General features: G+C 69.6%; 17 protein-coding genes and 2 pseudogenes. 11 read left to right on the top strand and 8 right to left on the bottom strand.

Features of this window, described 5'->3' with window-relative positions:
- Nucleotides 1-29 precede the first annotated feature (29 nt).
- Together Q5694_RS26815 and Q5694_RS26810 are read right to left on the bottom strand one after the other, a co-directional pair.
- Complete coding sequence (locus Q5694_RS26815; protein WP_333935944.1) at nt 30-1,211, bottom strand: hypothetical protein; 1,182 nt, start codon at nt 1,209-1,211, stop codon at nt 30-32.
- A gap of 68 nt (nt 1,212-1,279) precedes the next feature.
- A complete protein-coding gene (locus Q5694_RS26810) occupies nt 1,280-1,759 on the bottom strand; it encodes a hypothetical protein (protein WP_333935943.1) in 480 nt (159 codons plus the stop codon).
- Nucleotides 1,760-2,329: 570 nt separating this feature from the next.
- Here Q5694_RS26810 and Q5694_RS26805 point away from each other — a divergent pair.
- From Q5694_RS26805 to Q5694_RS26780, 6 genes are all read left to right on the top strand, one after another.
- The gene (locus Q5694_RS26805) at nt 2,330-2,638 is read left to right on the top strand and encodes a hypothetical protein (RefSeq protein ID WP_333935942.1); all 309 of its coding nucleotides are present in this window, start codon (nt 2,330-2,332) and stop codon (nt 2,636-2,638) included.
- A 595-nt stretch (nt 2,639-3,233) separates the two neighbouring features.
- The gene (locus Q5694_RS26800) at nt 3,234-4,109 is read left to right on the top strand and encodes a universal stress protein (RefSeq protein ID WP_333935961.1); all 876 of its coding nucleotides are present in this window, start codon (nt 3,234-3,236) and stop codon (nt 4,107-4,109) included.
- Between the two features lie 91 nt (nt 4,110-4,200).
- Nucleotides 4,201-6,588: a glycoside hydrolase family 65 protein gene (locus Q5694_RS26795; protein WP_333935941.1), complete on the top strand. Its 2,388-nt coding sequence runs from the start codon at nt 4,201-4,203 to the stop codon at nt 6,586-6,588.
- A 201-nt stretch (nt 6,589-6,789) separates the two neighbouring features.
- Complete coding sequence (locus Q5694_RS26790; RefSeq protein WP_333935940.1) at nt 6,790-7,836, top strand: YihY/virulence factor BrkB family protein; 1,047 nt, start codon at nt 6,790-6,792, stop codon at nt 7,834-7,836.
- A gap of 428 nt (nt 7,837-8,264) precedes the next feature.
- On the top strand, nt 8,265-8,687 hold the full coding sequence (locus Q5694_RS26785; protein ID WP_333935960.1) for a phage holin family protein: 423 nt from the start codon (nt 8,265-8,267) through the stop codon (nt 8,685-8,687).
- On the top strand, nt 8,684-9,136 hold the full coding sequence (locus Q5694_RS26780; protein WP_333935939.1) for a DUF3618 domain-containing protein: 453 nt from the start codon (nt 8,684-8,686) through the stop codon (nt 9,134-9,136). Before Q5694_RS26785 ends, Q5694_RS26780 begins: the two co-directional genes overlap by 4 nt.
- 509 nt (nt 9,137-9,645) lie before the next feature.
- Here the strand turns inward: Q5694_RS26780 and Q5694_RS26775 are convergent.
- Together Q5694_RS26775 and Q5694_RS26770 are read right to left on the bottom strand one after the other, a co-directional pair.
- A complete protein-coding gene (locus tag Q5694_RS26775; RefSeq protein WP_333935938.1) occupies nt 9,646-10,407 on the bottom strand; it encodes an isocitrate lyase/PEP mutase family protein in 762 nt (253 codons plus the stop codon).
- A 97-nt stretch (nt 10,408-10,504) separates the two neighbouring features.
- Entirely contained in the window at nt 10,505-10,957 is a 453-nt protein-coding gene (locus tag Q5694_RS26770) for an ATP-binding protein (protein WP_333935937.1), read from the bottom strand.
- Nucleotides 10,958-11,204: 247 nt separating this feature from the next.
- Here Q5694_RS26770 and Q5694_RS26765 point away from each other — a divergent pair, with 247 nt between their 5' ends.
- Nucleotides 11,205-11,540 carry an STAS domain-containing protein gene (locus tag Q5694_RS26765; RefSeq protein WP_333935936.1) on the top strand — a complete coding sequence of 112 codons (336 nt, stop codon included), beginning with the start codon at nt 11,205-11,207 and terminating at the stop codon, nt 11,538-11,540.
- Nucleotides 11,541-12,145: 605 nt separating this feature from the next.
- Here the strand turns inward: Q5694_RS26765 and Q5694_RS26760 are convergent.
- Nucleotides 12,146-12,961 (bottom strand): SAM-dependent methyltransferase, encoded by an 816-nt coding sequence (locus Q5694_RS26760; RefSeq protein ID WP_333935935.1) that lies wholly within the window; start codon nt 12,959-12,961, stop codon nt 12,146-12,148.
- Nucleotides 12,962-13,095: 134 nt separating this feature from the next.
- Nucleotides 13,096-13,230 (bottom strand): annotated as a pseudogene (locus tag Q5694_RS34895) (TetR family transcriptional regulator); the annotation flags it as partial.
- Nucleotides 13,231-13,459: 229 nt separating this feature from the next.
- On the opposite strand from Q5694_RS34895, the gene Q5694_RS26755 reads away from it, so the two are divergent.
- Complete coding sequence (locus Q5694_RS26755) at nt 13,460-14,065, top strand: lytic polysaccharide monooxygenase auxiliary activity family 9 protein (protein ID WP_333935959.1); 606 nt, start codon at nt 13,460-13,462, stop codon at nt 14,063-14,065.
- A 226-nt stretch (nt 14,066-14,291) separates the two neighbouring features.
- Here Q5694_RS26755 and Q5694_RS26750 read toward each other — a convergent pair whose 3' ends face one another.
- On the bottom strand, nt 14,292-14,780 hold the full coding sequence (locus tag Q5694_RS26750; protein ID WP_333935934.1) for a hypothetical protein: 489 nt from the start codon (nt 14,778-14,780) through the stop codon (nt 14,292-14,294).
- A gap of 35 nt (nt 14,781-14,815) precedes the next feature.
- Nucleotides 14,816-15,028, bottom strand: a pseudogene (locus Q5694_RS34890) (hypothetical protein); the annotation flags it as partial.
- A 1,034-nt stretch (nt 15,029-16,062) separates the two neighbouring features.
- Between Q5694_RS34890 and Q5694_RS26745 the strand changes: the two are divergent.
- Genes Q5694_RS26745 through iolE form a run of 3 tightly spaced genes read left to right on the top strand, consistent with a single transcriptional unit; the run spans nt 16,063 to nt 20,676 of the window.
- A complete protein-coding gene (locus tag Q5694_RS26745) occupies nt 16,063-17,925 on the top strand; it encodes a glycoside hydrolase family 15 protein (RefSeq protein ID WP_333935933.1) in 1,863 nt (620 codons plus the stop codon).
- 53 nt (nt 17,926-17,978) lie between these two features.
- A complete protein-coding gene (locus Q5694_RS26740) occupies nt 17,979-19,691 on the top strand; it encodes a pyranose oxidase (protein WP_333935932.1) in 1,713 nt (570 codons plus the stop codon).
- Nucleotides 19,692-19,731: 40 nt separating this feature from the next.
- Nucleotides 19,732-20,676 (top strand): myo-inosose-2 dehydratase, encoded by a 945-nt coding sequence (gene iolE, locus Q5694_RS26735; RefSeq protein ID WP_333935931.1) that lies wholly within the window; start codon nt 19,732-19,734, stop codon nt 20,674-20,676.
- The last annotated feature ends 4 nt before the right edge of the window (nt 20,677-20,680 follow it).

Below are 20,680 nucleotides of genomic sequence, written 5' to 3'. Positions count from 1 at the left end.
CCAGGCCGCCCACCCGTCACCGCGGTTCACTACCGGCTCGAACCGCTCTGCGAGTTGCCGCACAGCGGGACGTCAGGCAGTTGGTTGTCCGGATGACTGATGTAGATGTTGGAGATGTAGCCGCCGTACTGCGGCAGGTACGCCCACCAGTCGTTGCTGTACGGGGGCACGGAGACCAGCTGCCCCTTCTTCTGGCATCCCACCAGCACCTCCACGCCGGCCGGCAGCTTGGTCAGCACGTTGTCCCCGAGCACCGGCTCCCGGCGCACGTTGACGTCCGAACTCCAGGTTCCGTACCACTTCCCGGACGCGGCGACCGAGCCGGGCACGTTCAGCGAACGGGTCAGGCGGCCGATGTCGGTGTAGGCCTTGCCGTAGGTCGTGCCCTCGGGGTGCAGGGTGAGGACGGCGACGATCGAACGGTCACCGGACCCCACGGTGCCCGTCGTGTGCAGCGCGGGTCGCGTGAGGTCCACGTCGGCGGCTGCGGGCGCCCCGGACTCGCCGTTGCTCGCAGGCGCCGCCGCCGCCCGGGCCGGCGTCGGGCTGCACGTGCCCGCCCCGTAGCGACCCGCCCAGCCCTGTTTCACGGCCCATGGCCGGTCGAACGCGGAAGCGATGCCGAAGTGCTGGTCGAAGCTGTCGGAAGCGCACCTCGTCGACTGGCGGAGATTGGTCATGACGAAGTCGCGGACGGGCGCCGGGGCCTTGTCGAGGATGTACCGGTACGTCGTCACCGTGTCCCGGGCCGACATGGCCGTGTAGCCCCACATGCCCTCCTGCCCGGCAGGCGGCGGCGCGGTGTCGACAAGGCCGAGTCGGCTGACCATGCGGGAGATCATGGCGTTCCTGCCCAGAGCATCCCAGTAGTAGTTCGCCGCGAAGTCGTTGCTGCTGCGCAGCATCGCCTCCAGGCGCGTACGGTCGGCCGCCGGAATGACGTAGTCGGGCCCCCGGTTCCAGAGGAAGTCGAGCGCCATCAGCAGTTTGACCACGGAAGCCGAGCGGAACTGCATGCCCGGGTTCACCTGCTCGGTGAAGGCACCGGTCCGCCGGTCGAAGACGGCGACTCCGGCGGTGACTCCGGGAGGCACCTGCGCGGTGGCGCCCAGGGTGACCGGGGGCGCGCCGCCCTCACGCTGTGCAGGTGTGGCCGAGGCGGGGGAGTGGAAGGCGCCGGCGAGCAGCAGTGAGCACAACACCGTCGCCATCGCGAGGAGGCCACGGAGCGTACGGACAAGACCGGATGTGGTGGTGATACGCATGAAGTTCCCCCGCCCTAGGCGATGTTGCATTCGGTCATGCCGGGCCACGGATCAGTGGAGGTCCACACGTCCACCGCGGGGATGAACCCCCATCCCTGACGGCCGCCTTCGCCGGGGGCCGACCTGTCGCCCTGGGTGTAGTACCAGATGTTGTTCCCCCCGCTGTGCTGGGCCCCCCTGCCCCAGCACACGAACCAGCTGGACGAGGTGTCGATCCAGCCGATCACGCCGCATGCGGGGATGAAGCTCGCGCAGCCGTGCAGAGGTGCTCCCGCGCGGTTCCCGCACACCCAGTCGGCCGTCCAGGTGCGCTGCGTCCACGCGTCGTAGTGACTGACGTTGCGCTTGGTGCAGGAGGCCTGTGCGCCGGCGGGTCCGGCTTCGGGCTGCGTGGCCACCGCGACGGGCGCGGATCGTGGCGCTGCCTGGGTGACGGCGCTCCCTCCGAACACCACCGCAGCCATGGCGGCCAGGACGGCCACCGTTCGTCTCACCAGCATGATGTTCCCCCGGTGTCTCGGTCGACAGTCGCAAACGCCTGCGAGCCTTCCACCGTGGGAGCCCACTGTCACCGGTTGCCTTCATGCGATATGGCAAGCGACCGATTAGGTTTTCTCCATGACCGCAGGTGGGTGTCGCCTTCCGCAAGTCGGCCCTTGTACGGGTCCACTGCGGGACGTCCGGAGTCGAACTGAGAAGCGCATCCAGCGGTACGTCCGTGAGCAGGGCGCCCTTCGGGGTAGACGGGCACCATGTTCTTCTTCTTCAGTAGTCGGATCGGCTGCCTGGGTTCCCTGCTGATCAGCGCGATAGCGACCGCCATCCTGTTCATGATCTTCGCACGGTGATCCACCTGTTCAGCCCCGCACCGATCCGACCGGCGGTCTGCGTCGCGACGCGGCGACTCCACCGATCGCTGATCCGGAAAGCCCTTGGTCCCGCTCGCCGTCCAGCCACAGCTGCACGGTCGGCACCATGCCGTCAACTCCGAGCCGTGGCCGGACTCGGCGGTGCCGCCAGGGTCTACCATCTGGCCGTCGATTCGTTCCAGCCCTGGAGCCAGCATGCCCACCGCCATGGAGACGGCCTTCACCGCCGATGACGTCACGTACCGGCTCACGAAGGAGAAGGTCCATGCCGCCTCGGCCCGCCTGGCACCCGCCGACTCCGCCGATCCACACCCCAATCGCACCTGGTACGCCCTCGTCGGTACCCATCTGTACTACGTGCTCGACCTCGTGGAGGAGGCCACTGGGGCTGCCGATGTGAGGGTCAAACCGGCTCGCCTCGCCCTCGCGGAACTCGGCTTCCCCGTCTTCGCCCTGGCGTGGAACACCCTGTTGACACAGGGGCATCCCGGCCACACCGGCTGACCGTCGCACCCGCCCCCGGCTTGAGCGCCGCAACGAACGCCGGCGGCACTTTCCCCGCCCCCAGGACCCTGCTGCCGGTCGGCGCCCTCTCCGGTGCCCGCAGGATCGTCCTCGGAGGGGAGCAGCGTGAGGAAGTCGCTCCCGTCCGGGGCGGTCGCCCGCACACCCCGGTTCACGGCTGAAGCGTTCCGGTGCGCGGACCCGCCGACCGTGACGGAACCGGACGAGGTGGCCCTCCTCGGAAGCGGGGGCACAGCGAATCCCGGACCGGGGGCCGGCGCGAGCTATGGCTGCGCATCCGGCCCGTGGCTGTCACCGGCCGTCGCACCACCACCTGACAGGCCGGCCGGCGACGGAGAAGGTCCAGGCGGGCAGCGGGGCGGCGGTTCCGGGGGCGCCGCGTGGACCGGAGACCCCGTCACGCGCCCCTACGGCTACGGCACGCCCCGCTGATCCGCAGCCACGGCCGGACGCACCCTCCGGCCGGTCAGCGCCGGCAAAGGCCCGGCCGACCCTCGCAGTGAGGCCGCCGCGGGTGCGACCGTGGAAACGGACCCGACAAACGCCCGAGCACGAGGCGGTGGGAACGATGACCATGGAGCTGCCCCTGGTCGTGGGTGTCGACGGATCGGACGGCAGTCTTCCGGCGGTCGACTGGGCGGTGGACGAGGCCGCCCGCCACGGGCTGCCGCTGCGCCTGGTGTACGGCTCGCGCTCGGAGCGATACGAGGGCCCCGCCCCGTCGGTCGGCCGGGACCGGCCTGCCGGGCAGATGGTGGCCGACCACATCGTCGCCACCGCGGCGGAGCGAGCCGGGCGGCGCAACCCCGACGTGAAGGTGTCCACCGAGGTCCGCCACGCCGACGCCGCGGACGCGCTCCTGCAGGAGGGCAACAACGCCACCGCCCTGATCACCGGATCCCGCGGCCGAGGCGAGCTGAAAGGAATGCTGCTGGGGTCGGTCGGGCTGGCCGTGGCGGCCCGTGCGCACTGCCCGGTGGTCGTGGTGCGCGGCGACCGGGCCGGCCTCTCCGGCACGCACGAGCGGATCCTGCTCGGCGTGGGCGATCCGTCGACAAGCCACGAGGCGGTGGCGTTCGCCTTTCGCGAGGCCGAGACCCGCGGGTGCGTCCTGGACGTGGTCCGCACCTGGCGCCGACCGGCGTACGAGACCGCCGGCACGGCCGACACCTCGGCAGCGCCCGGGCAGAACCACGCGGAGCGAGCCCGCACCGAACTCGACGACCTGCTCCGCGGCGCCAGGGCCGATCACCCCGGCGTCCGCGTACGGCAGACGATCGTGGAAGGCCCGGCGCGCAAGGTGCTCGTGCACCGCTCGGCGGCAGCCGACCTCGTGATCGTCGGAGCGCGACGCCGGCACGGCCACCTCGGGCTTCAGCTCGGCAGAGTGGCTCACACGTTGCTGCACCACGCCCACTGCCCCGTGGCCGTCGTGCCCCAGCGTGTGTGAGCAGGCCGAACCTGGAAACGCGGCCCTGGACACCACCACGCCACAGGCAACCGTCCTGCCCCGTGGATCCCGCTCGACGAGGAGACGGACCGTGACGGATCTGACCCCGGACCACGACGACACCTGGGAGTACCAGGGCTATCACCCCGCGCAGGAACGGCTGCGGGAGTCACTGTGCACGGTGGGCAACGGCTACTTCGCCACCCGCGGCTCGCTGCCCGAGTGCCGGGCGGACGACGTGCACTACCCCGGGACCTACGCGGCAGGCTGCTACAACCGGCTCACCTCCGAGGTCGCCGGACGTCAGGTCGAGAACGAGGACCTGGTCAATCTCCCGAACTGGCTGTCCCTGCGCTTCCGGCTCACGGGCGGGCGATGGCTGACACCCGATGCCGCGACCGTCCAGGACCACAGCCAGACCCTGCACCTGGACTCGGGAATCCTGGAGCGCCGCACCCGGTACTCCTTCGGCCAAGGGCGGACGCTGGCAGTGCGGCAACTGCGGATGGTGCACATGGCCGACCCGCACCTCGCGGCGCTGCGCACGGAATTCACCCCCGAGAACGTCACCGGCGAGCTGGAGGTCGAGGCGGCACTCGACGGGGCGGTCACCAACGCCGGAGTGCCGCGCTACCGGGACCTGGACGGCCACCACCTGACCCATGTCCACGCCGGGACAGCGACGCCCCGCACGGTGTGGCTGCGCTGCCGGACCCGCACCTCGGACATCCGCGTCGGCATGGCGGCAAGGCTGACGGCCCGGGCGGCGATCACCGAGACCCTTGAGCCCCTCCGCGCCGTCCAGCACATCACGCTCTCCCTGGTCCCCGGGACCACGGCCACCGTCGACAAGACCATCGCCCTGCACACCTCACGCGACCCCGCGATCAGCGATCCGCTGCAGGCCGCCGTCGACCGGGTGAACACGGCGCCGGGCTTCGACGATCTCGTGGCCTCGCAGCGGACCGCCTGGGAGCGACTGTGGCGCCGGGCCGAGCTCGACGTCCCCGGTGAGGCCGGCCACATCCTGCGCCTGCACCTCTTCCACGTGCTCCAGACCCTGTCTCCGCACACCGCGGAGCTCGATGTGGGGGTGCCGGCCCGCGGACTGCACGGCGAGGCCTACCGCGGCCACGTCTTCTGGGACGAACTGTTCGTCCTGCCCTATCTGAACCTGCACTTCCCGGAGGTGTCCCGCGCCTTGCTCCACTACCGCCACCGGCGCCTGGACCGAGCCTGCGCCGCGGCCCGGGCCACCGGCCGGCGTGGTGCCATGTACCCGTGGCAGAGCGGCAGCGACGGACGCGAGGAAACCCAGTGGCTCCACCTCAACCCCCGCTCGGGCCGCTGGCTGCCCGACCACACCCACCTGCAGCACCACGTCGGCTCGGCGATCGCGTACAACGTGTGGCAGTACTGCGAGGCCGGCGGTGACGCGGAGTTCCTGCACACCAAGGGCGCCGAGCTGCTGCTGCAGATCGCGCGCTTCTGGGCGGACTCGGCCACCTGGGACGAGTCCCTGGGGCGAAACCGCATCCGGGGCGTGGTCGGCCCCGACGAGTACCACGACGCCTATCCGGGCGCCGAGCGACCGGGCCTCGACGACAACGCGTACACCAATGTCACGGCGGCCTGGGTGCTCACCCGTGCCCTGGAGGTGCTGCGCACCCTGCCCGAGCCCCGCCGTCGCGATCTCGTCGAGCGCATCGCCCTGGACGACGGTGAACCGGACCAATGGGAGCACCTGTCCCGCACCCTCCACGTGCCCTTCCACGACGGAGTCATCAGCCAGTTCGAGGGCTACGGTGACCTCGCGGAACTCGCGTGGGACGACTACCGCGAACGCTACGACGACATTCGGCGCCTCGACCGGATCCTGGAGGCCGAAGGCGACAGCGTCAACCGATACAAGGCCTCCAAACAGGCCGACGTGCTGATGCTCGGCTACCTCTTCTCACCAGCCGAACTCCGCGGCCTGTTCAGCCGTTTGGGCTACCGTCTGGACGAGGAGACCTGGCGACGCACCGTTGATCACTACCTGGTGCGCACCAGCCACGGGTCCACCCTCAGCGGCCTAGTCCACGGCTGGGTCCTGGCCCGCTGCCGGCGCGCGGACGCGTGGAAGTTCTGCCAGGAAGCCCTGCACGGTGATGTCGCCGACCTGCAGGGCGGCACCACCGGCGAGGGCATCCACCTGGGCGCCATGGCCGGGACCCTCGACCTGGTGCAGCGGGGTCTGCCTGGCCTGGAGACCCGCTCCGGGGCGCTGTGGCTGGACCCGGTGCCGCTGCCGGAGCTGTCCTCCTACGGCTTCTCCATCCGGTACCAGGGGCACTGGGGCATACACCTGCGGCTGGCGAGCGGGCAGTTGGAAATCTCGGTGCCACCGTCCGACCTGCCACCGATCGAGGTCGAACTACCGGACCGCGGGATCGGCGTGCAGCCCGGGGAGACGTGCCGTCTGATTCTCACGGAGTGACGGCAGGCCCGGTCGCCGCCTGCGCGACCTCGACGGAGACCGACCACGCAGGACCACCTGGTTCACCGTCGGGCGCGCGGCGCAGGACGACGACCTCCGGGCACGCGACCTGACCGTGTCGGGTTCGGTCGGCAGACGGTGGATCAGCGCCGGTTGTGCTGCCGGGGCTTGAGCGGGGGAGGTCGGGTTACTCCCTCTTGCATGGCGAAGCTGCAGTTTCCAGGGCGGAAAGACAGTGATGAGGACGGGGTTCCGGAGCCGGAAGAGGTGGGGCCGGGCAGTGGTGTGGAGGAGGCGGCGCCGGACGGGCCCACGAAGCTGCCCAGACGGGCATGGGTGCAGGTCCTCAAGGGCAGTGTGAAGGAGTTCCAGGACGACGAGCTGACCGACCGTGCGGCAGCCCTGACCTACTACGGTGTGCTGTCGCTCTTCCCGGCGCTGCTGGTGCTGGTCTCGTTGCTGGGGATCGCCGGGGAGTCGGCCACCGACAAGGTGCTGGACAACCTCCAGAAGCTGACTCCCGGCTCCGCCCGGGACATCATCACGCGCGCGGTGGAGCAGTTGCAGGGCAACGCGGGCACCGGATCCGTGGTGGCTCTGGCCGGTCTGGCGCTGGCGGTGTGGTCGGCCTCCGGTTACGTCGCGGCGTTCATCCGGAGTGCCAACGCCGTGTACGACATGCCGGAGGGCCGGCCGGTGTGGAAGGTGCTGCCGGTACGCCTGGCCGTGACGGTGGTGCTCATGGTGCTGGCGGTGGTCAGTGCGTTGATCGTGGTGTTCACCGGGGGCGTGGCCCAGCAGACGGGGCAGGCCCTCGGGATCGGGGACTCGGTGCTGACCGTGTGGTCGATCGCGAAGTGGCCGGTGCTGGTACTGCTGGTGACCGTGATGATCGCGCTCCTGTACTGGGCGTGCCCCAACGCGAAGGTGAAGGGCTTCCGCTGGGTCACCCCGGGCAGCTTCCTGGCACTGGTGATCTGGATGGTGGCCTCCGCCGGGTTCGCCTTCTACGTCGCGAACTTCGCGTCCTACAACAAGACCTACGGCACGATGGCCGGTGTCATCGTGTTCCTGGTGTGGCTGTGGATCAGCAACCTGGCGATCCTGCTGGGGCTGGAGTTCGACGCGGAGACGGTGCGGCAGCGGGCCGTGGCCGGCGGGCATCCGCCGGAGGCGGAGCCGTATACGCAGCCGCGCGACACCAGGAAGTGGGACGAGAACGATCTGCGCCGCCTGGACGACGTCTGACCCGCCCCGCTCACGCGGTCACCGTCGTGACGGGCAAGCGCTGGAGGCCGGGGAACCTGCCGCGCACGGGCGGGACGGCGGGGCCGGGCGGCGGCCACCACCCCAGGGACGTGGACGCCCGGGTCTCCCGCGGTTGCGCCAGTGCCCGGCTCACCCCACCCCCCGGCACCCCGTCGTGCGCCACCGCCTCCGACGATCGTGGCGTGGCCGGCACACATGGCAGGACCGCCAGGCCGCCGACGAGACGCACCAGGGGCCGCAGCGTGTACGACCGCCCACCCCACCCGTCCACGCTTCCTGCTCGAGATCCGCCGCAACTCGCTGTCGTGAACCGGTCTACCTGGGTACTCGCGTGCACACCGCCGACGAGCCGAGCTCGCCGGCAGGGACCGGACGGAGAGAGACAGGAGGTGATCGTCGTGTCGACCATGCAGCCGCCCCCTGCCGACGGCAGGGGCAGTCACGACGCCGACGAGCCGGTGGGCGAGCTGGTGCAGCGGGCGTCGCAGCAGCTGACGGACCTGGTGCGCGGCGAAATGAGGCTGGCGCAGGCGGAGATGAAGGAGAAGGGCAAGCGCTACGGCAAGGGCGGCGGACTGTTCGGCGCCGCCGGCGTCGTCGGTTTCCTGATGCTGCAGGCGCTGGTCGCCACCGTGATCGCCGCCCTGGCGGTCCCGCTGCCGGTGTGGGCCGCGGCCCTGATCGTCACGGTGGTACTGGGCGTGATCGCCGCAGTCATGGCCGTGAGCGGCAAGAAGCAGGTTCAGCAGGGCGCCCCGCCCACCCCCGAGAAGACGATCGACAGCGTGAAGGCCGACGTGGCCGAGATCAAGGAGAGTGCACAGCGATGACCCAGCCGCACGACGAGACCACCACCTCCCCGGCCCCCACCCCCAAGGACCTGCGCGAGCAGGTCGAGCACACCCGTCAGGAACTGGGGGAGACGCTCGAGGCCCTGGGTGACAAGGACGAGGCCAAGGCCCGCGCCCGGGACAATGCGGCCGAGGTCAGGGAGCAGGCCACCGTCAAGGCCGGGGAGCTGAAGACCAAGGCCGCCGAGACCGCGTCCCGGGTGCAGGACAAGCTGCCCGACCCGGTGAAGGACCAGGCGGCCCAGGCGGCGCGGCAGGTCCGCGCCAAAGCGGCGCAGGCCGGTCGGCTGATGCAGGACAAGGCACCCGAGCCGGTCCGAGCCCAGGCAGCGCAGGGCGCCCGACTGGCGCGGGACAACCGCACGCTGCTGTTGGCAGCCGCCGGCACCGGCGTCGCGCTGTGGCTGCTGCGCCGCAAGAGGAGTTGAGCCGAGGGAAGCCTCCGGTGCACCGGCGAGGAGCGCGCCCGGGTGGCGGTGCTCCTCGCCGCCAGGACGGCCCCCGGGATGCCCGGGGGTGCCGGTGCCGCCTCGGGAACGGGCCCCGGCACCCGGGCCACGCCCACACTTCGGTCCCGGACCGTCTTCGATGGACGCGCAGGCTGCCGGTCTGACTGGACCACCGCGCCTGCGTCCCGGCCTGGGTGGCGTTCCATGAGGCGAGCAGGTGCAGGGCTTCCTCGGAGGAGGGCGTCCGGTTCCGCGGTGGCGATGGTCCAGTCGATCGGGGGTCGTCGGCTGGCGCGGGGTGTTCTGGGGGCTGGCCGCGCTCGCCGTCCTCGCCACTGTCCGGTGCTGTCCCGTCCTCTCAGAGGGGCGAACCCGGAGCGCGAATCCTCGCGCTCCGGCCCGGCCCCTTGCGCCGATGACGGCTCCGGGGTGTGCGGGGTGCCGCATACTGCGGACCGTCCGGCGGTCACCCCGCCCCGGTCGACTCCTCAGGGCGCCCAGGGCTTGAGCAGGTCCCTCATCGCGTCCGCCATGGCGAACTGCAGGAGCGGGCCATAGGTGATCCGGCCGACGCCGAGACGGCGGAAGCGCTCGAGATCGTGCTTGACGGGATGGGCCGTGGAGTTCACGGGAACGGAGACGGCGCCGGTCACGGCGGCGAGCAGCTCGTCGTCGTCCTGAATGCCCACCGGGTACACACTGTCGGCGCCGGCCTCCTCCAAGGCCCGCAGCCGCTCGATGGCCTCGTCGAGGACGCCGGAAGCGCTCTGCGCGTGCACGAACAGGTCGGTGCGCCCGTTCACCCACACCGGGACCCCCGCGTCGTCAGCCGCCGAGCGCAGGCCGGCGACATAACTCGCGTGCTCCTGCGTGCTGCGCACGCGGCCACCGTCCGAGTGGACGGTGTCCTCGACGTTGAGGCCGACCCCGCCGACCTCGATGAGTCCGGCGACCAGATCAGCGGGCTTCTGCCCGTACCCGGCCTCGAGGTCCACGGACACAGGGACGTCGACCGCCGAGATGATCGGCCGGACGGCGGCTATCACCTCCTCGAAGGTCTGCCCTTCGTGGTCGTCGGCCCCCCGGGAGTCTGCGAGGGGATGGCTGCCGACCGTCAGTGCGGGGAAACCGGCGGCTACGGCCGTACGCGCGGACCAGACGTCCCAGACGGTCGGCAGCACGAGTGGCTTGTACTGGGCGTGCAGATGCCTGAGGCGCTGAGCGCGCTCGACGGTGGTGTGAAAGTCCATGCGGGGGACGCTACCTCTCGATCGCCCCCTACAACGACCTGATAGGCGTTGCCCGGTGGCGGAACCGCCACCGCGTGGGAGTTGCAGGATCCAGCAGTCACAGGGCGGCTGCGGGCAGGCGGATCTCGGCGGTGATCTTTTTGCCGTCCGGAAGGGAGGTGGTGTGGAACGTGTCGCAGATGCGGCTGATCAACTGCAGGCCGTGTCCGCCGATGCGGTGGGGGTCGGGAACCCGTGGCCGGGGCGATCTTCGAGAGCTGTCGCGCACTGTGATCCGCAGGCGTGCCGGAGTGCAGGCGAGCACTTCCAGCAGGAGGCCGCCGGGGCCGGGGGCGTCACGCAGGGCGTTGGTGACGAGTTCGCTGACCACTATCCGGGCGTCGTGGTCGGCCCGGTGGTGGGGCGGGTAGCCGGCCTGCGCCAGGAGGGTGCGGGTGGCGTTGCGCGCATCGAATACGGAGGTTCCTTCTGGACCCCACACGGCGCCGTAACGAAGGAGTACCGGCGCGTGGGATTCATCTGCCGCCTGCTTCATAAGCGGGATGATCATGTGGTTCCTATGGTGTGCGTAGGCGTACTGATTACGGATCGCTTCCGTCGGCTTGCCTTCGTTTACCCATTGTGTCCGCCCTTACGAGCCGTGGTGGCAGGGAACTGCTATGGCGCAGCGTTGCGGACCGCGTCCTGAGGCGCAGCTCGACCACGCCCGAAGGACCAGTAGCCTGGACGTCCGACCCAGTGGGCACTTCGCTCTCGCCCTCTGCGACAGCTCCGAGCGGTGTCCAGGGGGTGCGACAGTGCTCGACGTCACCGGCCGAGTGGGGGACCAGGTCACCGCACGGCTTCCCGAGGATGCAGATCTGCACACCACGCCAGGCCTGTGCGCCGTGGTGAACCGCATCATCGACGAGGGCTGCCGGCATCTCACTCTGGACGCCTCTCTCCTCCGGCACCTGGACTCCACCGGCGTCACCGCATTGCTGGCCTGGTGCCGGCGTCTCGCCACCCTGGGCGGCACTCTCACGCTCACCGGCCTCACCGGTCATCCCCACGCGATGTTGACCCGGATGGGACTCCACATCGCCATCACCATCACCCCGGACACCACCAGCGGTGACACCACCAGTCCCTGAGCACACAGCCTGGGGGCATGTGCCTGGGGCGGCTCTGCGGGACAGCGGCAGGACCGCGGCGGACACCCGATCGGAACGCCCGTGCAGGGCATCGAGTCCGGTGGATCGCCGTCGAGCCTCTCGCTCGCCGCCGGGCGAGGAGGGGAGGAGGGGCCTTGGCTGCGCCCTCCTCGGCCGCGCACTGAACGCCCCTCACAGCAGGGCCGGTCGGAGACTTGGCGCAGGTTCTGGAACACGTCCGATCCGGCCGACTTGTGCCACGGCGCCCCGCTGCTCTCGATCGAGGGGAGGCGACGTCGTGGGCCCCGCCGCGGATCGCGGCCGTCGCCCATCGGCTTCACCGCGTCCTGGACCCACGGCACACGGGGCCCGCGCATACGCGTCAGAGCCGCCGTGACCGGAGAGATTTCCGCTGATTTCGCATGGCACTGCGCACCCGCCGGCTCCCGACCCCCGTGTGCGGACGCCCGGCGCTCTCACCATGATCGCCACAGTACGCATGGTGAGAGCGTGAGCGGGAAACGGCGAGGCGCTCGAGCGTCCCGGTGGCAAGCGGCCGACCCGACAGGCGGTGTGTCACCTCGAGTCAGGGCATCACGACGTGGTCACGGCTTGCGGGCGAGGCCGCCGTGTTCGGCGATGACTTCCGGGGCCGGGCCGGTGGGGTCGGGCCGCCAGTGGGGGACTGATACGACGCCGGGGTCCAAGAGCTCCAGGCCGTCGAAGAAGGAGGTGATCTCGTCGACGGTGCGCAGCGTGTACGGGACGGCGCCGCTCTCGTTGTACGCGTCCTGGGCCTGCTCGAAGTCCGGGTCGATGCCTCGCGAACCGTCGTTGACGGAGAGGTAGCTGCCGGACGGCAGCGCTCCCATCAGGCGCGTGACGATCGAGCGTGCCTGGTCGTAATCCGTGATGTGCCCCAGGATGTTGCTGAGGATCAAGGCCGTCGGCCGGCTGAAATCCAGTGTGTCGGCGGCGGCTGCCAGGATACGGTCCGGGTCGAGCACGTCCGAGTCGACGTAGGCGGTCGCCCCCTCCGGCGTGGAGTAGAGCAGGGCTCGGGCGTGTGCCAGCACCATCGGGTCGTTGTCGGCGTACACGATCCGGGACTCCGGGGCGATCCGCTGGGCCACCTCGTGGGTGTTGTCGGCGGTCGGGAGCCCTGTCCCGACGTCGAGGAACTGGCGTATGCCCGCCTCAGCGACCAGGTACGTGATGTTGCGGCGCAGGAAGGCGCGGCTGCTGCGGGCGATGGTCACGATGCCGGGGAACACGGCGGTGTAGGCATCGCCGGCCTGCTCGTCGACCGGGTAGTTGTCCTTCCCGCCCAGCCAGTAGTTCCAGATACGGGCGGAATGCGGCACGGAGGTGTCGATGTTCTGATGCCCTGCCGGTCCGGACGTGGTCGCGTGGTCGGTCATGTCTACCGTCTGTCTTTCAGCCGAAGCGTGCGGTTCGCGTCACAACTTATTGCCTGACCCGCCTGTTTCGTAAGGCGGTTCACCTGTCCGATGCGTCCGGGCAGGGGCTCCGGACCGGTCTTGTCGGCGGGGGCGGCAAAGACCCGGAGGATCGTGCCCTCACCGATGCGGCACGGGCGATCTCCGCGGTCGTCACTGCGACGCCGTACTCGGCGATCGACGGGATCGCGGTCTGGGTGATCGTCGTGCGCCCGCTTCTCCGGCGTCATCGCGGGGACGCGGCGGCGGGTAGCCGGACGTTACTCCCGCTGCCGAGATCGTGTGCCCGTTTTTCTCATCAACTCCGTTTGATTCGTTGACATTTCACTCGGAGGGCTTACCGTTGGGAGCGCTCCCATGACAGCTCGCAACTGGAAGGAGCTTCCCCCCATGCACGAACAGAGTCCGTTGACCGGGCGTTCGCGGTCGTCCCTCCGCCGGCCTCTCCAGGCGCTCATCATGCTGTGCGCCGTGGTTGTCGGCGCACTGACCTGGTCGACCCCCGCCCAAGCTCACGGCACCATCGTCGACCCCGCCTCCCGCGCATACCAGTGCTGGAAGACGTGGGGCAGCAACCACACGAACCCGGCCATGCAGACCGAGGACCCCATGTGTTGGCAGGCCTTCCAGGCCAACCCCGACACCATGTGGAACTGGATGAGCGCGCTCCGCGACGGCCTCGGTGGCCAGTTCCAGGCGCGAACCCCCGACGGGACGCTCTGCAGCAACAACCTCTCGAGGAACGCCAGCCTGAACAAGCCCGGGCCGTGGAAGACCACCACCGTCGGCAGCAACTTCTCGATCCGCCTGCACGACCAGGCGTCCCACGGTGCCGACTACTTCAAGGTCTACGTGAGCAAGCAGGGCTTCAACCCCAAGACCCAGACCCTGGGCTGGGGCAACCTCGACTTCATCACGCAGACCGGCCGCTTCGCCCCGGCGCAGAACATCACGTTCCCCGTCCAGACCTCCGGCTACACCGGACATCACATCCTGTTCGTGATCTGGCAAGCCTCACACCTCGACCAGGCTTACATGTGGTGCAGCGACGTGAACTTCGGCTGAACCGGAGCGCGCCGCACATGGCACCGGCCTCTGCCGGGCACCGGTAACCCGCCACCCGACAGGGCTCCGTCGGGGCAGGGGGACCCATTCGGTCACCCTGCCCCGACGGGCCTTCTGTGGTCCTCAGGGAGGGTTCGCAGGGACACCGCCGGAAGGCTTCCGCTAGGCGGCAGGCGGCAGGCGGCAGGCGGCAGGCAGCGGCAGCAGGGCTACAGCAGCGGGCGGATCATTCGGTCGCCTTCCGCAGGGCAGGCCGCAGAGCTTGCTCAACGAGGTCGGGCGAACCGTCCAGCAGGACCGTGGTCCACCCTCGCGTCACCGCGACGGTCATCCTGCGGTCGTGCGACCCGTCGGCGCGGTCCGTCGCGACGCGCTCGTAACCGTAGGCGACGCCCTCCACGTCCGTGATATCGACCCTGCGCGTCGTCACGTCATGTTCGGCGTTGCCCTTGTCTCCGAGGCTGATGAGTTCGGTGTACGAGGGACACGCGGTCAGCACGGCGAACAGCTTGCTCACCCGACCCGGCATCGATGCGGGCATCCGGCTGTAGAGCCGCTGGGTCAGAAGCTTTCCGTCGCGGGTGAACACCGCCTCTGCGGTGCGCTCCGTTCCCATCACCTTCTCGATCGGACCGTAGACGCCGTACGGCTCCAACTCCTCACAGTCCTGCGGCCCTCCCCGCAGGACCAGGGAGTCGCCCGAGTCCTTCTTCATGCCCAGGGACCGGGTCCCCTTCCCAGGTCCGAAGCATCCAGCAGCAGCGGTTCCAGATCCTCGGCCGCCAGGAGTGTCGATGTCGGCGCCGGACCCGGCGCAGCGCTCCTGCCCTCGAAACCGCCGCTGCTGCATCCCATGAGCCAGACCAGCACGGCGACACCGACGGCGGCTCTCCGCCCCCGCCGCACCCTCGCCCCGACTGCAGCGCTGCTCAACCCGCTCCGCCCCGCCGCACGCTCGCCCATCGCACCTCAACTCCCGCTTCCTTCCACGAACTTCCCCACCACTGCAACCGGCAGCCGCGTCCGCGCAGCGTCCCTCCGAACACGAGCCCCTCCACCCGCCTCGCTCCGGTGCCGGACCGGTCCGAACCGTCACCGCGGACTTCTCCCGTTCCACCCAGTCCTCGAGCTCGGCCCAGGACCTCGCCGGGACCAAGTCCTGAAACCACTGTGGCGTGCACTGCGTCAGCCCCGCCTCGCTGCCACCCGCCACCGTCCAGCGCCTGTTCGGCGGCCGGGCCGGGCGCACGGCCGCCGACCGCGCGCGGCATCGACTCCCGCCCGGTCGTCCCTCGCACCCTGCCCGCCTCGCCGCCTCCGCTCCACCTTCTGCCGCCACACTTCGGACGGAGCCGACGTCCGCGTCACCCTGCTGGGACGCGGGCCGATCAGCCCGACCGGCGGCAGTACGGGTCGCGCCTGCGCTGAGCCGAAGCGCCGGAACTCCCTCGCCGGCGACTTGACCGGAGCGGCCCCAGTGCAGGCAGCAGCGGTCTTCATCGAGCCAGGATTCTGCAGTGCTGTGCTTCGTGTGGGCCAACTGGGTTGCAAGATTGCCTACTTGCCCCCTCTTCCGACAGGCCGGACTCCGGCGCCACCGGAAAAGGACCGGGGACTGTTCCGCGATGCGGTTTTCGAGGGGGATCCATCGACACGTCGCTGCTTCTGGCATATGCCGATCGCATTTATGCAGGTACGGCATTTGTTCATAGTTCTATTGAATATGCTTCGGTCGCAGAAGGTGGTCAGTCGTGTGATTGTGGTTCTGCTGCCCAGAGGGAGCACGGGTGATCGACACCGGCCCTGATTCCCTGTCACTGAGGCGCAATTCATCCAAGGACCGTGCTGTCCCTCCGTTCTTCGTGTGCGCCTGTCCCACGCGCCCACGACGGGAGCGTGGGGCGGTGCGGCGAGCCAGGCCACGGTATGTCCCCGTGTGCGAGCCCGGTGCACAGGCCCGCCCGCTGCTGTGGCCGACGTGAGGAGTGAGTGCGGCCATGGCCGGTGCCATCGAGGACTACGCCTTCGTGGGGGATCTGCAGTCGGGCGCGTTGGTGGGCAGAGACGGCTCCATCGACTGGTTGTGCCTGCCCAGGTTCGACTCACCAGCGTGTTTCGCGGCTCTGCTGCACGACGAAAGCGCAGGTCGGTGGCTCCTGGCACCGGCTCAGGGCGGCCCCGCGACGCGGCGCCGCTACCGGGAGGACACACTGATCCTGGAGAGCGAGTGGCACACCGCCGAAGGCAGCGTGCGCGTCGTGGACTGCATGCCGCTGCGGGGGGAGGCGGCCGACATCGTCCGGGTGGTGGAAGGCATCAGCGGCCGGGTGACCATGCGTATGGACCTGCGGCTCCGCCCCGATTACGGCCGGATCGTCCCCTGGGTCAACCGGGTGGGCAACGCTCTGCGCGCGGTGGCCGGACCCGATGCGTTCTGGCTCCACACGCCGGTCAAGGTCTACGGGGAGAACATGACCACGCGCGCCGAGTTCACCGTCGAAGCGGGTGACCAGGTGCCGTTCGTCCTCACGTACAAACCGTCCCACCTGGCGGGCCGCCCGCGTCCGGTGGACGCGATACCCGCCATCGAGGACACGGAGCGTTTCTGGAAGAACTGGATGAGCCGCTGCACCTACCGCGGCAAGTGGAACGACGCGGTGCGGCGCTCCCTGGTCACTCTCAAAGGACTGACCTACCAGCCCACCGGCGGCATCCTCGCCGCCGCCACCACCTCCCTGCCCGAACAACTCGGCGGTCCGCGCAACTGGGACTACCGCTTCTGCTGGCTGCGCGACGCCACCTTCACGCTCCAGGCCCTGGTGGGTACCGGTTACCTGGAGGAGGCGGCCGCCTGGCGGGAGTGGCTGCTGCGTGCGGTCGCCGGGAATCCGGCCGATCTGCAGATCATGTACGGCCTCGACGGCACTTGGCGTCTGCCGGAGTTCGAGCTCGACTGGCTGTCCGGCTACGAGGCTTCGCGTCCGGTCCTGGCCGGCAACGCCGCCGCCGACCAGTTCCAGCTCGACGTGTGGGGGGAGGTCCTCGACTGCTTCCATGTCGCCCGTGAAGCAGGCCTGCCTGCTCACGACATCGCCTGGAACGTGCAGAAGTCCCTGCTGGACTTCCTCGAGGGCAACTGGAGCCGACCCGACAACAGCCTGTGGGAAGTACGAGGCGAGCCGCGTCACTTCGTGCACTCCAAGGTCATGGCATGGGCGGGCCTGGACCGGGCGGTGCGCGCCGTACTGCACCACGACCGTTGGGGCCCGGTGGACCGCTGGGAGCAGTTGCGCGACCGCATCCACGCCGAGGTGTGCGAGCAGGGCTACGACGCCGAACGCAACACCTTCACCCAGTTCTACGGCTCCCAGGGGGTGGACGCGGCGCTGTTGCTGCTGCCTCGTGTCGGCTTCCTGCCCTGGCAGGATCCGCGAGTGCGCGGCACCGTCGAGACCGTCGCCCGGGAACTGGGCGAGGACGGCTTCCTCGTGCGCTACCGGCCGGAGGCGGACGGGGGAGTGGACGGCCTGCCGGGCACCGAGGGCACCTTCCTGGTGTGCACGTTCTGGCTCGTCGATGCCCTGCACGGCGTCGGGCGCCACCGTGAGGCACTCGACCTGTTCGAGCGGTTGCTCAGTCTGCGCAACGACGTGGGGCTGCTCAGCGAGGAGTACGACCCCCTCACGGGTCGCCATCTGGGCAACACTCCGCAGGCGTTCAGCATGGTCGGCCTGGTCAACAGTGCCCTGTGGCTGAGCGGCACAGCGGACATCACCTCCGTCGACGGCCACCACGAACACGCCGTCGCGACTTCTTCGAGCGACCCCTTCACCGCAACGCGCGGCCGCACCCGCCGCTGACGCACACCCGCACGCTCCCGCTCCCGCAGTTTCTCCTTCGAGGAAGGACGTCCATGAACGACCACGACGTGTCCAACACCGAGTATGACGCGCTGATCATCGGCAGCGGCCCGGTGGGCTGCACCTTCGCCCGCAAGCTGGTGGAAGCCGGCAAGCACGTGCTGATGATCGACGCGGGCGCGCAGCTGTCCCGGCGCTACGGCGAGCACCTGAAGAACAGCTACCTGTTCCAGAAGAACATCGATCTGTTCGTCTCCGTCATCAAGGGCAACCTGCTGCCCCTGTCCACCGCGACGAACAAGGAACCGGAACTGACCCTCGACCCGTCGGCCTTCTCCTACGACCCGGACAAGTACGCCGGTTTCTCCATGCGCAACCAGAACCCGGAGCAGAAGAAACACATCAACCTGCCCGCGGCCGCCGCCACGTACGCCGTGGGCGGCATGGCCACACACTGGACCTGCGCCGTGCCGCGATTCCACCCCAGGGTGGAGCGACGCAACGGGGACGAGGAATACCCCATCGACGACAAGAAGATGGACGGTCTCTACGACGAGGCCGAGGAACTGCTGGGCCGGCGCACCGATGTCTTCGCCTCCTCTGCCCGGCACCTGCTGGTCAAGCAGGTGCTGCGGCAGGCGGGGCAGGAGTTCACCGATGTGGCCGAGCTGCCTCTCGCCGTCAGCGACCGCGCCGACTCGGAGCGCACCTCGGCCGTGACCTGGTCGGCGTCCGACACCGTCCTCGGTGATCTGGCCGAACCGGAGCACCGGCCGGCCGCCGGTTCGTTCACCTTGCTGCCCGAGCACCAATGCGTGCGCCTGGAGATCACCGGCGCGGGCCGGCACCAGAAGGTGGAGTACGCGGTCGTACGCAACCTGCGGGACGTCCGCGAGGAACTGCGCCTGCGGGCCCGGACCTACGTGGTGGCCTGCGGCGCGGTGCCGACTCCGCAGTTGCTGTTCAACTCGGGCGTCACCCTGCCCGCGCTGGGCCGCTACATGACCGAACAGCCCATGTCCTTCTGCCAGGTCGTGCTGCAGCAGGAACACATGGACGGCATCGAGTCGGTACTGCGTACCACCTCCGGCACCGACGACGACCAGGCCGCCCTCTTCGCGGCGGACCGTGTCGCCACCTACCGCGCCGCCCAGCTCAAGCGGTTGCACTCCGGTGACAAGACCGCCGACCCCGTGCCCATTCCGCCGGGCGAACGCGATCCCAACCTGGCCCTGCTGGTGACAGACGAACGTCCCTGGCACTGCCAGATCCACCGGGACGCCTTCACCTACGGCGCCGTCCCGCCCAACATCGACCCCCGCCTGATCGTGGACCTGCGCTGGTTCGGTATCTCCCGCCCGCGCCCGGAGAACCGGGTCACCTTCTCCCGCAGGATCCGCGACACCTTCGACCTGCCGCAGCCCACCTTCCACTTCCGCCTCGACCAGAACGAGCGGAAGGAGTCCGACCGCATGAACGAGCACATGCTGCGCACCGCCGCCGCGCTCGGAGGTTTCATGCCCGGTTCCGAGCCCGTGTTCCTCACCCCGGGCCTGCCGCTGCACATCGCGGGCACCACCCGTATGGGCACCAGCGAGCTGGACAGTGTCGTCGACGAGTACTCCAAGGTGTGGAACATCGACAACCTCTACCTGGGCGGCAACGGCCTGCATCCCTTCGGCAATGCCAGCAATCCGACGCTCACCAGCGTCGCCATGGCCGTCCACGCAGCCGACACCATCCTCAGCGGCCACCCCGGGCACTGATCCCGGCCGTCCGCAACCCTCCGAACCCCAGGACCGCCTCATGAGCCGACCCGCGACCACCAGCCGTCCCGAGGGCATTCACCTCGGCATCACGCCCACCTGCTGGACCAACGACGACTTCCCCCTGATCGGCCACGACATCCCGATGGAACAGTGCCTCAGCGAGATCGCGCTGGCCGGTTTCGAGGGGTGCAGCATCGGCCACAACTTCACCACCGACGTCGACGCCCTGACCGCCGCCATGCACCTGCGGGGCCTCAGCGTCAGCGAACCGTGGGTGAGCACCTTCTTCACCGTGCCCGACGGTGCCGAACGTACTGCCGGCGACCTGCTGAAGGTGCTGGAGTTCCTGAAGGACTTCAACGCCGGAGACCCGCCGGTGAAGACCACCACCATCGGCGTCGCCGAGTTCGGTCGTTCGGTCCACCTGCAGTCACTCAGCCTGCGCAGCAACAAACCGGAGTTCACCGACGAGCAGTGGGAAGATCTGTGCCGCGGCCTGAACCAGATCGGCAAGATCGCCGCCGGGCAGGGCTTCACACTCGCCTACCACCCGCACATGGGCACCGGCGTGCAGAGTGAACAGGACGTCGACCGTCTGATGGCGGAGACCGACCCCCGCCACGTCAGTCTGCTGCTGGACACCGGGCACCTCACCTGGGCCGGTGCCGACGTGCTGGGTGTCATCGAGCGCCACCGTGAACGCATCGCCCACGTGCATCTGAAGAACGTCCGCGGCAGCATCCGCGCGGACCGCACCCTCGCCGCCGGCAGCTTCCGCGAGTACGTCGAAGCGGGCATCTTCACCGTTCCCGGTGACAGCGACGGCGACGTCGACTTCGACACGGTCCTCAAGGCCCTGCGTCCCGGGGACAGTTACCGGGGATGGCTGGTCGTCGAAGCGGAACAGGACCCGCACGGCGGACACCCGCCTCTGCACCACGCCCAGACGGCCCGCGACTACCTCGCACGCGTCCTCGGCTGACCCA

Origin of the sequence: Streptomyces sp. AHA2 (genome assembly GCF_036857595.1) — a bacterium.
Lineage (GTDB): Bacteria > Actinomycetota > Actinomycetes > Streptomycetales > Streptomycetaceae > Streptomyces.
This window is presented reverse-complemented; position numbering and strand designations above follow the sequence as displayed.

Coding starts and splice junctions, on each gene's coding strand:
- Q5694_RS26815 (WP_333935944.1), bottom strand. CDS start 1,211: ATGGCGACGGTGTTGTGCTCACTGCTGCTCGCCGGCGCCTTCCACTCC.
- Q5694_RS26805 (WP_333935942.1), top strand. CDS start 2,330: ATGCCCACCGCCATGGAGACGGCCTTCACCGCCGATGACGTCACGTAC.
- Q5694_RS26800 (WP_333935961.1), top strand. CDS start 3,234: ATGGAGCTGCCCCTGGTCGTGGGTGTCGACGGATCGGACGGCAGTCTT.
- Q5694_RS26790 (WP_333935940.1), top strand. CDS start 6,790: ATGGCGAAGCTGCAGTTTCCAGGGCGGAAAGACAGTGATGAGGACGGG.
- Q5694_RS26785 (WP_333935960.1), top strand. CDS start 8,265: ATGCAGCCGCCCCCTGCCGACGGCAGGGGCAGTCACGACGCCGACGAG.
- Q5694_RS26780 (WP_333935939.1), top strand. CDS start 8,684: ATGACCCAGCCGCACGACGAGACCACCACCTCCCCGGCCCCCACCCCC.
- Q5694_RS26775 (WP_333935938.1), bottom strand. CDS start 10,407: ATGGACTTTCACACCACCGTCGAGCGCGCTCAGCGCCTCAGGCATCTG.
- Q5694_RS26770 (WP_333935937.1), bottom strand. CDS start 10,957: ATGATCATCCCGCTTATGAAGCAGGCGGCAGATGAATCCCACGCGCCG.
- Q5694_RS26760 (WP_333935935.1), bottom strand. CDS start 12,961: ATGACCGACCACGCGACCACGTCCGGACCGGCAGGGCATCAGAACATC.
- Q5694_RS26755 (WP_333935959.1), top strand. CDS start 13,460: ATGCTGTGCGCCGTGGTTGTCGGCGCACTGACCTGGTCGACCCCCGCC.
- Q5694_RS26750 (WP_333935934.1), bottom strand. CDS start 14,780: ATGAAGAAGGACTCGGGCGACTCCCTGGTCCTGCGGGGAGGGCCGCAG.
- Q5694_RS26745 (WP_333935933.1), top strand. CDS start 16,063: ATGGCCGGTGCCATCGAGGACTACGCCTTCGTGGGGGATCTGCAGTCG.
- Q5694_RS26740 (WP_333935932.1), top strand. CDS start 17,979: ATGAACGACCACGACGTGTCCAACACCGAGTATGACGCGCTGATCATC.
- iolE (WP_333935931.1), top strand. CDS start 19,732: ATGAGCCGACCCGCGACCACCAGCCGTCCCGAGGGCATTCACCTCGGC.